Origin of the sequence: Reichenbachiella agarivorans, from assembly GCF_025502585.1 — a bacterium.
GTDB lineage: Bacteria > Bacteroidota > Bacteroidia > Cytophagales > Cyclobacteriaceae > Reichenbachiella > Reichenbachiella agarivorans.
The window spans coordinates 315653-334537 of sequence record NZ_CP106679.1; the positions used below are offsets into that span (position 1 = coordinate 315653).

Below are 18885 nucleotides of genomic sequence, written 5' to 3' on the forward strand. Positions count from 1 at the left end.
TGTACATCCCATGATTTTCATCAAAGGGAAATTTTCAATTCTACACCTGCGTATCTCGTCTCTTTCGAACTGCCACCGATCACTTCTACCACCAAGTCCATTGGTTTTTGAGCAAAATCGATGTAGTCTCCCGCTGCTTCTCTAATGGTCACTTCTTGGTTCTTCTCACTATATGAAATCAATAGTTGTGAATACTCCCCTTTTTCATAGTCATAACTCTCATTGTCATCCAGATAGAGTACAAACTCAGCATCCTGACCAGGGTAAATTTTGAGTTTCAACGGCTCCTTAGTTTCTTGTGTGGCATACTGTACTTTGGGACCGAATGGAATAATAGACCCTGCCTTCACGAACATGGGCGTTTCACTCAATGGCGCACTCACTCGAATGGTAGTGCCACCATGTAATTTTTCTCCTGTCCAGTAGTTGTACCAATCTCCAGCAGGCAGGTAGATGTCCTTTTCGCGCTGTTCATATTCGGTCACCAAACCCACCATGATCGACTCTCCGAAAAACAACTGGTCTTTGATCCCCCAAGTGTTTTTATCCTCTGGATAATGATAGACCAGAGGACTCATCAGTTGTCGACTGTTGCTAGTGATCTGCCATGCTTGTGAATAGATGTAAGGCATGAGCTGGTAGCGCAGATCGATGAACTTGCGTGCAGTAGCTTCAAAAGCTTCGTCATATCTCCAAATCTCCGTCTCAGACACATAGCCATGGATACGAAAGATTGGGCTGAATGCCCCAAACTGAAACCAACGCGTAAGCAATTCGATGTATTCAGGATTGGTGTATTGGTCATCAAAATCAGGATTGATGGATTTCGAATCTCTAAAAAAACCTCCAATATCATGTGTCCAATACGGCACGCCTGCCATGGTAAAATTAAGACCTGCAGCAATCTGTTCTGAAAACTGCTCCCAAGAGGCCTCCACATCTCCAGACCAAGAAGTAGCACCGTATCGCTGCTGTCCAGAATAAGCCGAACGAGTGAGGTTAAACACACGCTCAGTTGGGAATTCTGTTCTTCGACCATCATACATGGCCTTGGTCACTAAAAGCGAATAAGGATTTTGCACGTTCTCGAAAGCTCCCACGGCAGTCATCGCTTTGGTATCGGTCACCCCTTCTGGTTCTGTTCCGTCCAACCAAATCGAACTTACTCCTAAATGAAACATGGAATCGCTCAACACTCTGTAAAATCGCTCTTGGACTCCCGAGTCATATATATCCACATAATTACTGCCTTTGATTTTTGAGAGATTGTACTTTGATTCGAGACGCTCATTTTTCATCTCAGGCCATACGGAAACCATCAGTTTCATATGCAACTCGTTCAGCTCATCCACCATCGCTTTAGCATCAGGATATTTGTCTCTGTCCCACTCTGGGCCCTTCGTACCCTTTGGCCAATAAAACCAATCTTGCACAATGTTGTCTACTGGAATTTCTCTTTCACGCATTTCACGTGCATTCACCAGTAACTCTTCTTGGTCGTGGTACCTTTCGCGGCACTGCCAAAAACCATAAGACGCTTTAGAAAACATAGGGGCTTTTCCTGTCAATTTTTGATTGAGAGCAATCACTTCACCTGGATTTTCTCCATGTACAAAATAGTAATCAATCGTATGGCCTTTTAAGCTACTAAACACCGTTTTATTGAAATTTGGCTCGTTGTAGAACAATCTTCCGGAAATTTTCGCACCTGTGTTTTGAAATACTACTTTATAGGTTTTGCCTGCTTCCAACATCATCTTGCCAGAGTATCTTCTAGGCATCCAGATCGTGGAGTAATAAATCACTTCTTCGCCATCTATTGTCACCTTGATCTCTCCACGCATACGGCCATTATTATCGCTCAAGGCCATGAATGTGTATTCGCCTGACTGCTGGGGAGTAAACGTAGTTTCGCGAATATTTTTCTCTTCATCTTCCTTGGTCGCGTATGCCGCTACATTTTCCTTTTCGCCATCTACAGGTACGACTTGTTCGTTGCTCTTGGCTTGCACTGCTTGGTCTGTGACAAACTCAATTTCCTTTTGGGTTTCGTTGAAATCGGTAAGGCTATAGTTGTGCCAGTAGATGCCATAGTTTTTGGTGGATACCAAAAATGGTATGGCGATTTCCTGGTTGTACTGCTGCAGACGAATGGGAACATTTTTCCAATTCATAATGCCACTTTGGAATTGCCCTAGACCATACAGTGCTTCATCTCCAGCCACGAAAGCTTGCGAAACTACATTGCCTTCAGCCTTTGGGTTGAGGTAAGTCATTTCATTGGTTTCGGACAAGAGAAGCTCGCCATCTTTTGACTGATATCGGACAACTCCATCCATGTCTACCAAAATCTTTAAGGCCTCGGTATCAATCACTACTTGCTCTTTTGATTCGGAAAGCTCCCATGCTACCTGCTGTGGTTCCAAAACAGTGACATAGTCAGGCACCGATGTCTTCATGCTATCCATAGTCAATCCTTTTCGGACATGGACAATGGCTTTGTCTATGATGTCAATTTGTAACGTAAGACTGTCGATGTAAATGGTGACCCCCTGAGCGGACTGTGCTATCTGATGTACAAAAGTTGACTTACACCCGGCCACCCCGATAAACAAGAAACTAAGCCCAAATATTATCCTATTCAATTTTCGAAAATTTTGCATCCTATCTTAATTACTTAGTAGTTTCTTCCTTTCGGATTATTTTTCCATTCTTCAATTCTTTCACTGATACTTTCAGGGCAGCATTTTCGCTTTCTAAGCCTGATATCGTAATCTCTTGCGACCTACCGTCCTTGAGCACGACTACCAACTCGTTGGCACTCTTAGCCCTTACTGATTGGATGGCTGACTCTGTCTCATAAGGCTCAATGATTGACAAATAGCTCGTTTCTTTGCCTTGGGTTCTCACAGCCATGGTTTTTCGTCTCTCGCTTTCATCTCCGAGTGGATAGTCTCCGCCTATTTTGGCTTGAAATCTCACAGCGTCTATTGCCGATAGATCAACAGTAATGATTCCTTTCTCCTGGTCATTTTCGGGCATCCCAGGCAAAGAATGTGGCATCAACTCCCCTGCAATCTTCACAGGTCCATCGTAGTAGTCCTTTCCTTTGCTACGGGGGATGATGATGTTGTCATACATTACCGGAAGTGAAGAAAGCAATTGCTCTGACCCATCTTTCAATATCAGTTTGGCGTCTCCCCAGAAGATTGTCTTTTTGTTTGAATTGCTTATCGCTGAGGTCAATACCAATCGTTTTTTGTCTGTGATGTCTACATCTATGTTTTTGCTGCCCAACACCCATGCACCAGTGCTGTCATTGACCAGCACCTGATCATCTGCCTCCACTGTGTACCACAGCGACTTGGCGACATTATGTGCTTCTGCTGGCATAGCCAGCATGATGTCATTTTGCAATGGCCAAGCATTAAAGACATCAATTTTTAACGGCCCGTCCTCACTATGAAGCATCAATGTCCCACTGTTATCACATCTTTCGCCAAAACACATTTCAAATTTTGTTCTAGCTGTACCTTCTGTGTGGTACCAATCACAATCCGTGAAAAATTGAGCTGCACTCAAAGGATCCGTGCTCATCTGATTGTCATGACGTACCAATGTTTTTTGGTCGGCACTCAACTCCTTGAAGCCCTTCATCTGCATCAACCAATCATAGGTATGTTCCTGTTCTGCTTTTAGGTAATCAGCGAGCAGCACATAATCATCCATCATCACCATCAAGCGACGCTGCAGTACTGGCTCTGTATATCCAGTCACTGCACCATAGGCTGGAGCATCGGTTGGTACTTCTATGGACCTACCTTCTTGCCATGTTTTTTCAGCGAATGAAACCCCTTCTTTGTCTCCATACACCATCCCTCCATAGGGAGGGTGGCTCCATCGAGCTGTGGTCTCCACAGCGGTCGCTTGCATCATTTTGCCTGTATGAAATAGGATTCTGGCGCTTTCCTGCGGCTCTTGCATTTTTTGATCCACGACCACCATGTTTTTTGTCATGGAGGTTTGAACCAAAAACTTGTAGACATAATTGGGATAGCTGTACCAGATCATTTCGGGATTGTAAAAACTACGCCCATAACGCATCATACTCAAGAAGTTCGTTCTATCAAAATGCCCGTGATATCCTCCATGTGATCCGTAGTGCAGCGCTGCTTGTATCTGCTCACGCTGAGGTCTGTCTGCTGTCTGCGATCTCAGTTGTACTATACCGATGTTGTCCGCATAGGCTGACTGTTTGTTTTTTTCTGATGCGACATCTGCCAGCTCAGGTACTCCATAAAGTAGGTTCCTTTGTTTGCTCCTCCCCACTACTACTGCGTACTCTGGATCTCTATAGATATAATAGGCCAGTTCGTAGGGTTCACCTGTTACCAAGTCCTCACGGGCATCATTCACGGCAAACATCACCCCTCGGTAATCCAAAAAAGGAATCAATGCATCCCACATATCTTTAATCCCAATGCTGCTTTTGCCAATGTTGCCCCACTTATTAAAGTTCATGCCATATAGACCTGGTTTCATACGGGACGGCATGAGGGAATAATACGAAGTAGTACCAATAGGAAATTGAACATCCTTCAAATTGACACCCCAAGGTTCCAATGCAATAGCTGCTTCTGAAAACATGGTTGCGCACCAGATGTTGTAACCCACCGAACATTCATACCACCATCCATCACTCATGACTCCCTGTGCAAACTGCTGGATAATACCTGTAGGAGCATGGAGTATCGCGTCGGCAAGGTGCCAATCCTGAATAGCAAGCGCACAATAAAACGCCCCCGTCAATTCGCTCAAATCCCAGTTGCCTATGCCTCCCTCATCATTACCCATTTGGACTGTCTCTATGTATAGACGAAAGGTGTGCTCGATCAGATCATGATCCTGCCGGCTCAAAACTCCTGCATCGTATATCATATCATAGGCTCTGGCAACATCCTGAAAGACACCACCTTCCTTTACAAAATTATTTTGGTTGACCCGAAATGTAGTTGGATAGCCATTGTCCATATTGGTAAGTCTTCGCAAAAACAGCGCACATTTTTCGGCATACTCCTGCTTCCCAGTGAGTCGATAGGCAATGGCACAATTCATCACATTACTCCCTTCGTTGAAATGAAACAAATACCTGCCAAAATGTGTGTTCGTTTTAGGCAGTGCGGTAGCTATTTCGGGAACCTTCCATTTAGATGCTTTGGATTCATAGGTTTCTAAGCCTTGTTTGGCCCACTCATATTGGCTTATCTTGTTTTTTACTTCTTCCCATTTGGGAGTAGTAAAGACAATGTTGGGATGAGGCACAGTCACAGCTGTAGTCAACTCCAATGACACCCCAGCAGCTCCTTGACCATTCGCCACGGCTTTGAGCACTTGTTTTTCTCGCACACCCTCAGGCAAGCCTCTAGGAATACGAACCTCAACCTGACATTTTTTCACCTCATTGGGAGCCAAAACTATTTGGGATGAATCTATAGAAGCAACCATCGACTCCCAGCCATATCGAGCAAACATCAATTGCACTTTTTGCACTTGCAAAGTTGGGTTGCCAACTTCTATCTCATACACGACTACTTCACCTGCTACAGCAGACTTGCCTTGAACTTTAGAGGTCAATGACACTTGTTTTCCTTTGGTCAAACTAACATTACGCAATAATAGTTTGGTGTTTTTGGAAGATTTTGCCATGATCTCCAAGGTCTTGATACCCTGCAATGTGCCCCATTTTTGGCCTTCACTCACATCGAGCAAATCCCATGGGACATACACCGTCTGCCAACCCTTCCCTACCAATTGGATTCTGGCGCTGCTCACTGGGTTCAAATCCTCTTCATCCTCTTGTGCCACTTTCAGTGCTACGACAACCTCCAAAGGGGACTCATTTTTTTGATAAATATCAAATGATAATCCAGCATAACTACTCCAATCTGACGCATTGCTATAGTACTTTCTAAAACCCTGGTAACTCACTTGACCATCAGGATAGCGATACGAAACCGTAGAACCACTTGTGAAACTCCCTTCACTTTTGGCGGTCTTGATGAATCCCGACCAGTCCGAAAAATCCTGCGCACCTACGTCTAGTCGCTGCTGGGCTCGAAGGGTGGTTGATAGCAAAAGGACGATGACTAAAAAATTAAATTTCATGTGTGTATTTTATAAATTTTATGGCTACATGGAATTCCCAAGGCAAAGTTTTCCTGTAGGATGAAGGTTTTCAGTTCTTAATATTCATCCGCTCCACGTCGGTTCGGTCGGTCTGCTTATGTTCATTTCATAAGAATAATCTTTGTTTATGAATTGACATTCAATCCAAATACTTCAGGTCACTTGTGTTCATACTTCTGAAACACATATTTTTTTTGATATCTCTTATTTTTTTACCAATACTATCTCCTGACCAGGCTGAGTCGGTATGTCATACAAGTAGCTCGTTGGCAATATGGTTAGATTCAAATCTGCCGATTTAGAAACCACCGTATTCTGATTATCAGGCAATTGATAGAATGGATTCTGGTTCACACCAACAGCTGGCAGCAGATTGCTTTTGTCGTCAAACCTCAATTCGCTGTATGTACGTACGCGGCAGTTTCCTCCGAGCGTAGATCTGATCACGACCTTGGCCAACTCCCCTTTCTGCCATTGCATATCTAAGATTTCAAAACCACCTCTAGCACGCAACCCCTTCACCTGACCATCTACCCATACATCTGGTAGTGCTGGGATCAAGTGAATGGCTCCATCATGACTTTGCATCAGCATTTCCGTCAGCCCAGAAGTAAATCCGAAATTGCCATCTATCTGAAAGGGAGGATGGGCATCCAGCATGTTAGCATAGGTTCCACCACCTTTAGGTGAATCTGGCCTTCCTACCAATTTGATTTGTTCCTCCATCAGTTTGTAAGCATGATTACCATCCAATAGGCGCGCCCACAGATTGATTTTCCAGTTCATGGACCATCCTGTAGAAGGGTCGCCTCTGTATGTCAATACATTTTTTGTTGCTTCGAATAACTCAGGTGTTCGGTAGGGTGAAATCTGATTGGAAGGATACAAGCCATACAGATGTGATACATGTCGATGGTGATCCTCAGGGTCGTCCCAGTCTGTCAGCCACTCTTGTAACTGACCATGCTGACCAATTTGCATAGGAGGCAACTGTGGTAGGGTTTCTTCTATTTTCTGAATCAATCCCGCATCCGTACCTAATAGATTAGCCGATTTTGCCGTTTTGGTGAGCAAATCATACACCAATTGGGTATCCATGGTGGTACCATAGGCAATATTTACCATGTTAGGGAAGTGAGCTGGGCGGTTTTCTGGAGAGGTCGAGGGAGCCATCACCAACCAACCATTTTCTGGTTCTGGGGTCAAAAAACTGAGACAAAACTCCGCCGCACCTTTCATGGCGGGATATACTTCGCGCAGGTATTCCAAATCACCACTGTACGCATACTTGTCCCACAAGTGCTGCGAAAGCCACACGCCCCCCATGGGCCACATACCCCACGTGGCACCATCTACGGGTCCACAGATTCTCCATAGGTCTGTGTTGTGATGGGTCACCCAACCCTCTGCACCATACATCACCTGTGCTGTTTCTTGGCCTGCCACAGACAGGTCTTTGACTAGTTCGATCAGTGGCTCATGCATCTCTGGGAGATTGGTCACCTCCGCTGGCCAGTAGTTCATCTCAGTATTGATATTGATCGTATAGGCACTTTTCCAAGGTGGATCGAGCTGGTTACACCAGATACCCTGAAGATTGGATGCCTGTCCTCCCGGTTGTGAGGAACTGATGAGTAAATACCGACCGTATTGAAAGTAAAGTGCAGCTAGCGACGGATCAAACGATGAACTGAAATCTTTGATCCTCAGATCGGTGGTCTTTTCTGCCGCTGGAGACTCTCCGAGATCTAAAGTCACCCGATTGAAAAACCGCTGGTAATGATCGATATGGGCATTTTTCAATTCTTCATAGCTCTTGCCTTCCAAAGCTCCGAGGTAATTCATCACACGCTCATGCTGATCTGCACTGATATCCTGATAATTGACAAAATTGGTTGCAATTGCTACATAGAGCGTAACGCTGTTGGCCTTTTCTACAGTCAATGCCGTATCTCCAGCCATGATGGTACCACCTTCTGGGACGATCTTTACCCGAGTCTCAAACTTCACTTGGCCTTTGGTGCCTAGCGCTTCCTTGGGCAAACGCTTGTTTTTGCGATCGTTGCTCCTTCCTTCCATTTTCAGCACATCTTTTCCTTCGGTTTTCACTTCAAAAAACGAAGGATTGGGACGATCCATCGACGCTGCAAAACTGATCTGACCAGGCTCACTGGCAGTAAGTTTTACTACCAACACCTGATCTGCAAAAGAAGTAAAAACCTCTCTTTGGTAATCAACACCATCCACTGAATAAATAGTCTTTTGGATGGCAGTACTGATGTCCAACTCACGGTAATAATTGTTGTGATTTTCATGTCCAGCAAAGTTCAAATAAAGATTTCCTGCTGTCTCAAACGGCATACCATGAGAGGTTTGGGAAATGATTTTTGCATTGGCTAGTTCATGTGCTTCTTTGTACTTGCCTGCAAAAAGAAGCTGACGAATTTCAGGCAATATCGCCTTGGTCTCAGGATTGTCATTTCGATGTGGCCCTCCTGACCAAAGAGTCCCCTCATTGAGTTGAATGTTTTCATTCTCAGGTATGCCAAATACCATCGCTCCTAACCGCCCATTGCCAATAGGTAAGGCTTCATTCCAGTCAGCAGCTGGAGCAGTGTACCACAGTGTCATATCCTTGTTCAACATTTCTGTTGGTCCACAAGTAGTCAGTAGTGAGACCATCACCACAGCCCAACCCAGTAGCCAATTTTTCGACACTTTATCCTCAGTTGATTTTTTTAGTAACCTCATTCTATTTCATCTCGAATGTAAAAATTGCCCTTTTGCGTACTCTCATCTATCTCTCCCAGACGTGACTACCAGCTAGCAATTCTTGGTATTCTTTATCCAACCGCATCTTCATATTGGCGAATTGCTCTGGATTTTGTTCTGCAAGATTTTTGGTTTCCCCTTTGTCTTCTACCATGCTGTACAACTCAAAATCCACCAATTCTGCACTTTTTACAGAATCCACATTGCCAGGATAGATGTTCAACATTTTGGGTAAATAGGCAGAATCGTACTTCAACCTGGCCATGATCTTCCAATCCCCATCACGCATGGCGATTACATGATCGTTGAGTGCGTTGTAAAAAGCCCACAACAATGGCTTGTTGCGTTCAAACACTCCGGTCTTGAGCATTGACACCATAGATTCTCCATCCAGTTCATTTTTGGGTAATTCCGCCCCTGCCAGCTCACAGAAGGTTGGCATGAAATCCAAAGAAGAAATCACAGCATCCGACTTGCCTTGAAACATCGGTTGGCCCATCCAGTACATGATGCCAGGCACTCTAAATCCCGCTTCATTTGTCCATAGCTTCATGCCTTTGAGCTCGCCAGGTGATCCATATGATCGGTAGGCTCTTTCATATCGACCTAATGTCTCAGGGCCATTGTCGGAGGTAAAAATCACAAGTGTATTGTCATCATACCCCTTTTTGGTGAGGTAATCCATCAAACGCCCCACTGCCAAATCCACATTCTCTACGTTAGCGAAATACTGTGCCTCGTTTTCGTTTTGTGCTTGAGGCAAATACTTTTGAACCAATTCCTGAGGAGAAGCAACTGGTACATGTGGCTCATGAAAGGTAACTTGGAGATAAAAAGGTTGATCCTTAGGCTTTTGATCCAGCCAGCTCATGGCTTCATCTACTACAATCTGACAACTGAATCCTTCGATCTCTCCCACTTCTTCACCGTTTCTTACAAAGTTTCTAGGGTTTTCGTGACTTGGTGCGGCATTGTTGTGCGTGGCAAACCAATGATCAAATCCAAAATGGTCCGGGGTGGGCTGTTTTTCAGGATTGTTAAACAACGAACTACAATGCCACTTGCCAGACAAGCAAGTCGCATAGCCTACTGACTTTAGTCGTGCAGGGATGGTCTCCTCGTCTGCTTGCATGTGTACCAAGTCGCGATTGTTGGGTCTAGGCTTTTCTCCTCCGATGATAAAATCGTAAATCCCTGCGCGATTGGGACTCCTACCTGTCATCAAACCAACACGAGAAGGCGAGCAAACTGGTGCAGCTGCATAAAAATTCGAAAACTGAATGCCCCTGGCAGCCATGTTGTCCAGATTTGGTGTTTGGATCACTGGATGTCCATAAGATGACAAGTCTCCATAGCCCAGATCATCACATAGAATCACGACAATATTGGGTTGATCCTGTGCAGTGGTATTTTGTTGTTTACAAGAAAATACCGCCATCACTAGAATAGATACTAAACACAGTTTGGTACGCTTCATTGTTTTATTCTTTATTCGATTAGACATCACTTAAAGTGGACATCTTTTACAAATTCATTTGTCTTCACCTGCTCCGATACCACTTTCTTCCCATCCAAAATCACGTCATCAAAAATTACATTTTCGACTGTATGAGTGTCGTCAAAACCTGTCAACTGCATGCTGGCATGGTCTCTAATGATATAGGTTTTCCAATCAGTGCCATCCTGAAATCCAGTCAGGGTAGTATCAATAGGTGCTGAAGTAGCCGTGATGTTTTTAAATGTCACATTCCGCACGTTTCCACGCTCTTCGGATTCGGTCCACCGTGTCTTTCCTATCCAGCATGAAATGAGTCTTCGGGCTTCCTCAACTCTAATGTCTTGAAAAGTAACATCGCTAATGAGCGCATCATCACAATGGTAGACTCGTAGTGCTGTTTCTCGACCTACGTCATGTATCACATCACAGTCCTCGAATAGTACTTCGCTCACATCCTCATGTATCTCTGCTCCAATGCTGAAGGCATGAGCCAGTTCGTTCCAAACCACACATTTGCGTGTATGAACATTCTTTACTTCTCCTTTCCCATCAAATGATTTAATCACTACGGCATCATCCAATGTGCGCATAAAGCAGTTTTCTACCAATACATCACGGCTGTTGGAGATATCTACGCCATCTGAATTGCCTCGCCACCCAATGATCTTAATGTTGTCGACATGGATATGATCAGAGGCCTGTATAGGCACTGTCCAGTGACTAGGGTCACAAATAGTAACCCCTTCTATTTTTAGATTCTCAGCATGTTGGGCAAAGATGGTATATCTTCTTTTTGATTTTGGAATCGCAGACTGGTCGATAATTCCTCTCCCTCTCACTGTAATGTTCTTCCCTTCTAGCAAGAAGGTTGGAGGTGTCTGATTCTGTCCGATGATTTTGTCTAGGTGCTCTAGGTCAGGATCTACCCCACATCGCAGATAGGCTCCACCCGCTAGATACACTGTCGTCCCATCACCCACAGCAAGGTGGGTCACATCGTGGATACCTGGTCCAAAGTACACTACATTGGGATCATTTGGATCAGGAATATTTTCTTCAAAAGGATTGACAAAGATGTGCAATGACTCATGCCAATCTCCATTGACCTCTAGGGTCAAGTGGCCTAGCTGCTCCACACTAAATGAGATGTCATTTCCATCTATTGTGGGGACTATGTCATATGAGGTGGGCAACACCTTTATGGTGTTTACTTTGGTAGGATAAGTCACCTTTATCTCTGCCTTTCCATTAATATCAAATGAAGCAAAAGAGGCAAAACCAAACTCGCTACGAGAATGATTGAGTCGAGGAATCGGTCCATTCGGTGGGATTTTTGTTTTATAAACAGGCACTGCGTTGTTTTCCACTTGCACTGTAAATGCTTGTGAGAGTTCAACACCCTCAGGAGCAGGATAGACTCTGACGGTTTGACTGGCTGGCGTATGCTGAACGCAGGAGGCCAAAAACAATGTACTAGCCACTAACACACCTGCTCCAAAACATTGAAGCGGGTAACTTAGATTTTTTAGGTTTATCTTCATTTTCAACATTTCAGTTATTGATTCCATAGTTTGTATGGGTCATTGTGAGTGATCATTTCTTGCAAGAGCAATGCTTCCATTTCTCTCAATTTGTCGGCATATTTTGGATTAGAGGCGAGATTGGTTTCCATCTCACCTGTTTTATTGTGCTGAGCCAGGTATTCATTTGGGTTTTCGGCAAGATTAAAAAGCTGCGTTTCTCTGACTGCCCCATCCATTACATCATATTTGATCAACTTCCAATCCCCCTTGCGAACGGTACGCATGCCTGGCTTGGTACCACCACAGTACACCCCATATTGCACGTCGCGGATGGTGTTTTTCTCTCCCATCAACACGGATTTAAAACTAGTGCCCTGTACTGTCTCAGGAATTTGGATTCCTGCCAACTCACAGAGGGTAGGCAGGACATCATAGAGGTAGATGTTGCCTTCTACTCTCTGACCCGCTTTGATCCCAGGTCCAGCTATGACAAATGGTACCTTCCAAGTGTGTTCATAGAGATTTTGTTTCCCCATCAATCCATGACGACCAATAGACATCCCATGATCCGAAGTGTACACAATGTAGGTATTGTCCAATTCCCCCATTGCTTCGAGTTTTTGCAAGACTCGATTCAACTGAATGTCTATATTTTCGGAACAGGCGTATTCTCTCCCTAGCTCATTGCGGACAGTCTGCTCGTCTCTTCTTTTCCATACTCCACTTACCCGCTCTTCGTCTCTGAGCTCAGGATGACCATGAAAAAATGGATGCTCACTCAGGTAATTGTCCTGTAGTGGTGGCTGACGCTCATTCAACAATGGCAAACTCGTGGTGTCTTTATGGTTCGTTGCTCCATACTTGGTCAGAAGTTCAGGTGTACCGTTGCGTGTGTCATGGGGATGAGAAAAACCGAAATAGATAAAAAATGGATTTTCTTCTTTGCTGAATTCTCTCTCTCCGAGGTACTCCAACACTTGCTTGGCATGCCAGGCACTTCCAGACTCTTCTGTACCTCCACGTTTGGTAGCGTCTTTTACAACAGCGAATTGCCTGTTGGCTCCTGGATATGAATTGCCCTGCTTACATGTGCGCATGGTCTTGTAACCTGCGCGATTAAAAATAGCAGGAAGCGTCATGGTATCTAGGGGATGAAATTCGGTTTGGTTTTGAAACGCTGCACTCGGAGGCAAATGCCACAAACTGCGACCTGTCATGATCATGTGTCTGGATGGTGTACAGACTGCACCATTCATAGACCCCATGTGTCTGGCACTTTCGAAAACCATCCCACTAGCGGCCAATCGATCGATGGTGGGAGTCTCCAAGATGGAGTTGGGGTCATATTGTTTCAGATCAAAAGGTGACTGATCATCTACCAATACAAATAGAAAATTAGGTCGCTTCTTCACTTCCTCCCTGCACCCTCCGAAAACCAATCCAACTCCTAGGAACAAAATGAGTATGCCACATTGAAATCTCAATTTCTTCATACTTAATCCATTAATTAGTCGATCAAAACATCATATCCCTCAGGATACGCTTTACTCTTTCCTTTCTTTAAAGTGATTCGAATCGGCTGATCCGAACTGTAATAGAGTTTGCCATCTACTGACCTCAATGTTGCTGTAGCTGGTGCATCTATGGCTTCAATCTGATATTGACCATACTGGAGCAACTTGCCCTTGCCAAGATAGAGGTAGTCCAATTCCTTACCTTTGACAGAGCTGATTCCAAAAATACCCCGAAACACATTGTTCTTCCCCGACTTGTATAATCCGTCATCAGTAGCATTGTAGATGTATTGACTTGATTCGCTAGAGACTACTTGAATGCTTACAAAATTGTCGGATGTAGCCAGAGTAGTGATACCTTGGATAGATTTGTTACCTGCCTCGTATGCTTCAAAAACTCCTACAAAAGGACTTTTCACAGCATTGTTTCCCGTCTGCCTAACCACCAATGTAGGTGTGACCTGAGGACTTTTATTGACTTGACCTGGGGTCAGGTCTGATCGCAAAGTAGTCGGCGGTGCATCCACCTGATACAATTCCCTTCCTGTCTGCCCCATCATCCACATATCAATCTTAAGCTCAGGAGATACCGCATCAATCGTCCAAGACGACCAAAAATCTCCGTCGTGATCTACTTTTCTCACATTCTCGAAGAATGAATATGCAGGATGAGGAACATCTGTGATGGAGTCCGCTTGCAAGTCCAAAACTTCATTCTTTGCATTTTTCAATTCCATCGTATTGCCCAATATGTGCTGTAGATAGTCGTTGTCCTCCAAATCGGATCTAAAAATATCCACATAATACCCAGTCGTAGGGGATGTACGAACCATCGCAATCAATCGGCGTTTTTCATCCGCAGACACATCTGCAAAAGAACAATACTCAGAAGTTGTGTTCTCGTTGTAAAATTGATCAGATGACACGAATGGATCCATGGCATTGACCGTGATGTCTCCTTTGCTATAGCCCTGAACAATGGTGTTGCTAGCAACCGCCCCACTGTAATATTTCATATCAGGTGACCAATAAGATTCATAAGCAGCTCCATCTGGTGCCAATGCCCACCCCTTGCCATAAAACTGCCAAGCCAAGCCATTGGCTGATAAATGATGTTGGTGAGTACCTCCGTACAAGGTAAACATCATACCATCTTCATCGTCATTGCCATTTTTCATGATCAGATGACGGTGAAATGACGAGTAAGCAGCTCTATTGTAGGGCAAAGTACTCTCAGAGGTGGTCAGAGGTTGATTCAAAATGATGCTCCTCCAACCGGACTGTGATCGATCATACTGTCCAGAGTTTACTCCCTTATTCAATACTGTCGCGATTTTATCTGCATTCTCTTGGTTGTTTTGCCAGGTATAATAAGTGTACAAGCGTTCGAATACCTCATAATCTAGTGGTCCTCCTCTCATGTCTCCAAATACAACCAAGTTGCCTCTGGCATCTAGCCAACCTAGGTTAGCCATTGCTGCCTTTTGAATCATTGGGTTTTCCCCTACGGTATTTACACCTGCACGATAGAGAGGCAGAGCCATTTCTAGTACAGCACCAATCATACCTGAGGCATACCCTGGTGATTCTGGCCAGAGTCCTGTATTTGTGTCATAGTTTTTCATGATCTCTGGGAGTGCATCGTGATGCTTGCCCGAGATTTGTGTGTAGTAAGGAATGTAATATTCTTTGCCTTTGCCATCTGCATAGTACTCATTGGACTCCAATACCAACATGCTACTAATGATATGGCGGTAACGATTGACATTCCAGTTGCCCTTTGCACCTCCACGCACCAGTCCTATTTCTATAAAGCGTTTGAATACCGTACCAGCCATATCTGTGACAGTCATATTCAATTTAGCGAATTGGTTGCTTGGATTTTGAACCATGTAATCATGAAGAAAATCATAAGCAACAGCAGCAGGTTGCTGTCGATCATCATGGATCACTTCATAATCATAATAACCCATAATCCCTCCTGGAGCATAGCCTCCTGGACCTTTGGTAGATTGATCAGGATCAAGTGGCGGCTCCATATAATAGATACCCATCAGCCAAGTCCATAAGATGTCGGATGAGAACTTGGCATATTTTTCTTCTTGAGTAATGTAGTATGCAAACGCGGCCTTTTCGGCCAGTTCCAGTATCTCCTTGTTGTTATTACGGATCATGTGTCCTGTCTTCTTGTACGGGATCAATACTGGAGTAGTATCACCAGAAGACCTACTAATCCCCCACATATCACCTGTTTCATTGAATGGGGTTCGTCTTTCCAAGGGTACATTGACGTAATCATTCCAACGTCGCATGCCTGGAAGTCGCACCGTAGGCACAGGAGCATTGCCCTCACCATAGTCCCAATCCTGACCTTTGATGTAACATTGGGTGTAGCGCTCACCTTCTTTCCAATACATGGCTAGTCGAGAAACAATCCATGCTGAATCAGATTGGTGACGTGTCACATGGGGGTCTATCTCAGCGAGCAATTGCTCCCAGCTGTCATTGGCCCATGATTCCGTTTCTATTTTCTGTTTCAGATTTAGACGATCCTCTTTACTGACAAGTAATGTAGGATGATTTCCGATGGAAGGGTTGGGTTGACCCAGTAGTGGAATGTAAAAAACCACTAGCAAAGCCAGGGTGTGAAGAAATCTAAATGGCATGTTGTCCAATTTTCTTGAATAATAATTTAATCTTTCTGATGGCAATTTCTCAATATTGACTCGGATTGGCTATGACTTATCGTCCCCTACTGATAAAATATGATTCAATCGTCATATTTCTTCCTAGCAATCACGGCAACACAGTCATACAAATAGAAAAGACTCGATCACAATTGTCCCGAGTCTTTTCGTTTCTCTATTCTGATTCATTGGTGTCTGAGCTATATACAATCTTGAGCATTTTTTGCACATCATCATAGTCGCCAGACACTACCTTCTTATTGATTTGCAGCGACGAAGCTTCTTGATTCATGTGAAGACGAAAGGTAGTTTTGTCTTGCCCATGAAAAACCACATTTGGCTGTTTTCCAAATCCCTCAACCAAAGCTGTGTACTTGGACAGTGCGTGTATCAGTACCTGTCCCTCGCGACGTAGATAACTACCATGTCCTATGAATAGCTCGCTGACATTGTCGACCTTGGTATCATCTGCTCCCTCTTGGAATTTCATCACCGTCAGGTACGCATCTGTCTCCCATCCATTCATTTGGTTGACACTGTTGCGATGCTTGAGTCTACCGTCTGCCAGTAGGTTAAAATATAATTGTGTTGTCTCTCCGTTTTGAGTGATTGAGACCCCGATAAAATCCTTGCCTTCGAATCGTTCGATGACAGGGAGCTGCTCTTTGTTCTTGTCAGACTTCAACACGATCGCTGATATGAATTTGATTCTATCCGTCTTTTCTGCAGGTGTGATGGACCAATATGGTTCTCTTTCATCAGGCTGATGATCCTTGTACCCCAGTTTCTCCGTCAAACGCATCTGTTCGGGAAAATCATGAGGCAAACCACCCACGGGAAAAGTCTCAGGGTACAGTGGACGAACAAGCACCTCTGACTGTTCATCTTTGACTATCAGATCCATCCCTTTTCTCTTTGACTCACCATTGTAATGGAGCAACCACTCAAATTGCCCTGGCTCATGAGCCAACAAATCATCGATGACTAAGATCACATCTCCAACCCACACAAAGTGACGGTAGTTTCTCGCCAAAATCTGAGCATATGGACCCGTAGCATTGGCCATCACATATTTAAAATTCTGTCCTTCTACCAGATAGTGCAAAGAGGCAGGATTGACTACTCCATAATAGGGATCTCTCTTATTTTGACCTTTTCCGTCAAACAACACTACATTGTGTGCCTCACTCTGACAATAATATTCACTGTACAGGGGATTACCATAGGATGACTTGCCTGATTCGGCAATGATGTATTTGCCATTGTGAAAGACCACAAATGAACCTGCATCTGCGTGGGTATGATTCCAAGTAAAACCTGACTTCACAGCAAGCAGTGTGGCATTATCTTCCCAAGAGCTACGCATAGTTGCCCACCCCATATCCGCAAACAGTATCGAAGTAGGCAAGTCAGGTACATAGTCAGATGGCAGTACAGGCAAATCTGGATGTAAAATTAATCCTTCTGGAGAGTTCAGTCTGAGGTATTCTCTATCGTTTCCACTGTTGTTGACTTGGTTGATGTACCAAGCATACCTATCCTTTTGAAACCCCAAATTCCATAATAAAGTCACACTCCCTAGTCCTGTGATCTCCATGCCTGAGTCTCCAAAAGGAACTGACTGTACTTTATTGTCCTGAACATAGTAACTCGCATGAATGAAAAAATCTGCGATTTTGTCCAATACTGGCAACTCCACCTGTGGTTGATCAGGCCAGACCTCTTGAAAAGCCAGTCTGAACAACAAATACTGAGATATGCCATAATTGGCGTAATTGACGCTTTCATAAAAACCGCCTTCTCGATCAAAAGTTGACGGTTTGTTTTGCAAAATGCTCCCAGAGTATGTCACCCACTCGGTAGCTGTCGCTGCGATTTCTTGAGCCCACTGGGTTGCTTCTGGAATCTCATCTCTCACTGCCAATGCACCTACACCTGCCATATAGACGCACGCACTCCACCAGTTGTGCCCCATGGTATCGAAGGTATGAAAGTTGGTATCGACTAGCAACCAATCTTGTCGTGCGGGATCTATACCAACCCGAACAAAGTCTGTGGCAATTTTGTGTCTTTCGTCGGGTGTCAAGAAAGTATAGATGCAATCATACCCAACGGCTATATAAAAACTCGTATGCGAGGTCTTGAGTCCGCCTTGCCAAGAGGGTGTTCTACTGAGAAGTTCATTGCCTTCCCATGTTTCTTTGGAGGTATAATCCTCCAAAATTCTTTTGATCGATTTCGCGTACTGTTCCTCACCTGTCATCCGATAGGCCAATCCCAATAGCAGACAGTCAGCAGCCCCTCCCTTGTTGCTTTTGACTAGCGTTTTGGCTTGTTTGAGTTGATCATTCCAGAGTTCCTTGATCGCTGGGTCGGACTTTATCTGACTTTTGAGTCTCGTGATGTTATCATCTGTGTACAGCAGATAGTTTCTGTCTTGGGCTATGGATGTGCTACATACTGACCCCAATAGAATGACAAATAGAGAAAGAATTTTGAACTTATACATTTGTTTGTTGGATCTAAACTTGAAATAATGATTTATTGATAGGCTACCCAAAACAATGTTGGTAAAGTGTAATAATAAAGGGCTCTCCTAGTACGGAGAGCCCAATGTTCAATTGAATGAACCAAAAAGGATTTTCAATCTCAAATAGAAAACACTAGGTCTATTTGAGAACAAAATAGCAAGGCACACACCTTGC

The 18885-nt window shown here is 44.2% G+C and carries 8 protein-coding genes; all 8 read right to left on the minus strand.

Annotation, left to right across the window (positions count from 1 at the left end):
• Nucleotides 1-20 precede the first annotated feature (20 nt).
• The 8 genes from N6H18_RS01340 to N6H18_RS01375 all read right to left on the minus strand — a co-directional run bounded on the left by N6H18_RS01340 (nucleotide 21) and on the right by N6H18_RS01375 (nucleotide 18689).
• Nucleotides 21-2645 carry a glycoside hydrolase family 31 protein gene (locus N6H18_RS01340; RefSeq protein WP_262310048.1) on the minus strand — a complete coding sequence of 875 codons (2625 nt, stop codon included), beginning with the start codon at nucleotides 2643-2645 and terminating at the stop codon, nucleotides 21-23.
• A 28-nt stretch (nucleotides 2646-2673) separates the two neighbouring features.
• Nucleotides 2674-6165 carry an alginate lyase family protein gene (locus N6H18_RS01345; protein WP_262310049.1) on the minus strand — a complete coding sequence of 1164 codons (3492 nt, stop codon included), beginning with the start codon at nucleotides 6163-6165 and terminating at the stop codon, nucleotides 2674-2676.
• Nucleotides 6166-6390: 225 nt separating this feature from the next.
• Entirely contained in the window at nucleotides 6391-8904 is a 2514-nt protein-coding gene (locus tag N6H18_RS01350; protein WP_262310050.1) for a glycoside hydrolase family 95 protein, read from the minus strand.
• Between the two features lie 79 nt (nucleotides 8905-8983).
• Nucleotides 8984-10435 (minus strand): sulfatase-like hydrolase/transferase, encoded by a 1452-nt coding sequence (locus tag N6H18_RS01355; protein ID WP_262310051.1) that lies wholly within the window; start codon nucleotides 10433-10435, stop codon nucleotides 8984-8986.
• 26 nt (nucleotides 10436-10461) lie between these two features.
• Complete coding sequence (locus N6H18_RS01360) at nucleotides 10462-11997, minus strand: glycosyl hydrolase family 28 protein (protein ID WP_262310052.1); 1536 nt, start codon at nucleotides 11995-11997, stop codon at nucleotides 10462-10464.
• 14 nt (nucleotides 11998-12011) lie between these two features.
• Nucleotides 12012-13472 carry a sulfatase-like hydrolase/transferase gene (locus tag N6H18_RS01365; protein WP_262310053.1) on the minus strand — a complete coding sequence of 487 codons (1461 nt, stop codon included), beginning with the start codon at nucleotides 13470-13472 and terminating at the stop codon, nucleotides 12012-12014.
• A gap of 14 nt (nucleotides 13473-13486) precedes the next feature.
• The gene (locus tag N6H18_RS01370; protein WP_262310054.1) at nucleotides 13487-16159 is read right to left on the minus strand and encodes a hypothetical protein; all 2673 of its coding nucleotides are present in this window, start codon (nucleotides 16157-16159) and stop codon (nucleotides 13487-13489) included.
• Between the two features lie 196 nt (nucleotides 16160-16355).
• Nucleotides 16356-18689 carry a heparinase II/III-family protein gene (locus tag N6H18_RS01375; RefSeq protein WP_262310055.1) on the minus strand — a complete coding sequence of 778 codons (2334 nt, stop codon included), beginning with the start codon at nucleotides 18687-18689 and terminating at the stop codon, nucleotides 16356-16358.
• Between the last annotated feature and the right edge of the window lie 196 nt (nucleotides 18690-18885).

Bases quoted from the DNA above. Each gene is read 5' to 3' on its own strand.
- N6H18_RS01345 (WP_262310049.1), bottom strand. From the start codon at position 6,165: ATGAAATTTAATTTTTTAGTCATCGTCCTTTTGCTATCAACCACCCTT.
- N6H18_RS01355 (WP_262310051.1), bottom strand. From the start codon at position 10,435: ATGAAGCGTACCAAACTGTGTTTAGTATCTATTCTAGTGATGGCGGTA.
- N6H18_RS01360 (WP_262310052.1), bottom strand. From the start codon at position 11,997: ATGAAGATAAACCTAAAAAATCTAAGTTACCCGCTTCAATGTTTTGGA.
- N6H18_RS01365 (WP_262310053.1), bottom strand. From the start codon at position 13,472: ATGAAGAAATTGAGATTTCAATGTGGCATACTCATTTTGTTCCTAGGA.
- N6H18_RS01370 (WP_262310054.1), bottom strand. From the start codon at position 16,159: ATGCCATTTAGATTTCTTCACACCCTGGCTTTGCTAGTGGTTTTTTAC.
- N6H18_RS01375 (WP_262310055.1), bottom strand. From the start codon at position 18,689: ATGTATAAGTTCAAAATTCTTTCTCTATTTGTCATTCTATTGGGGTCA.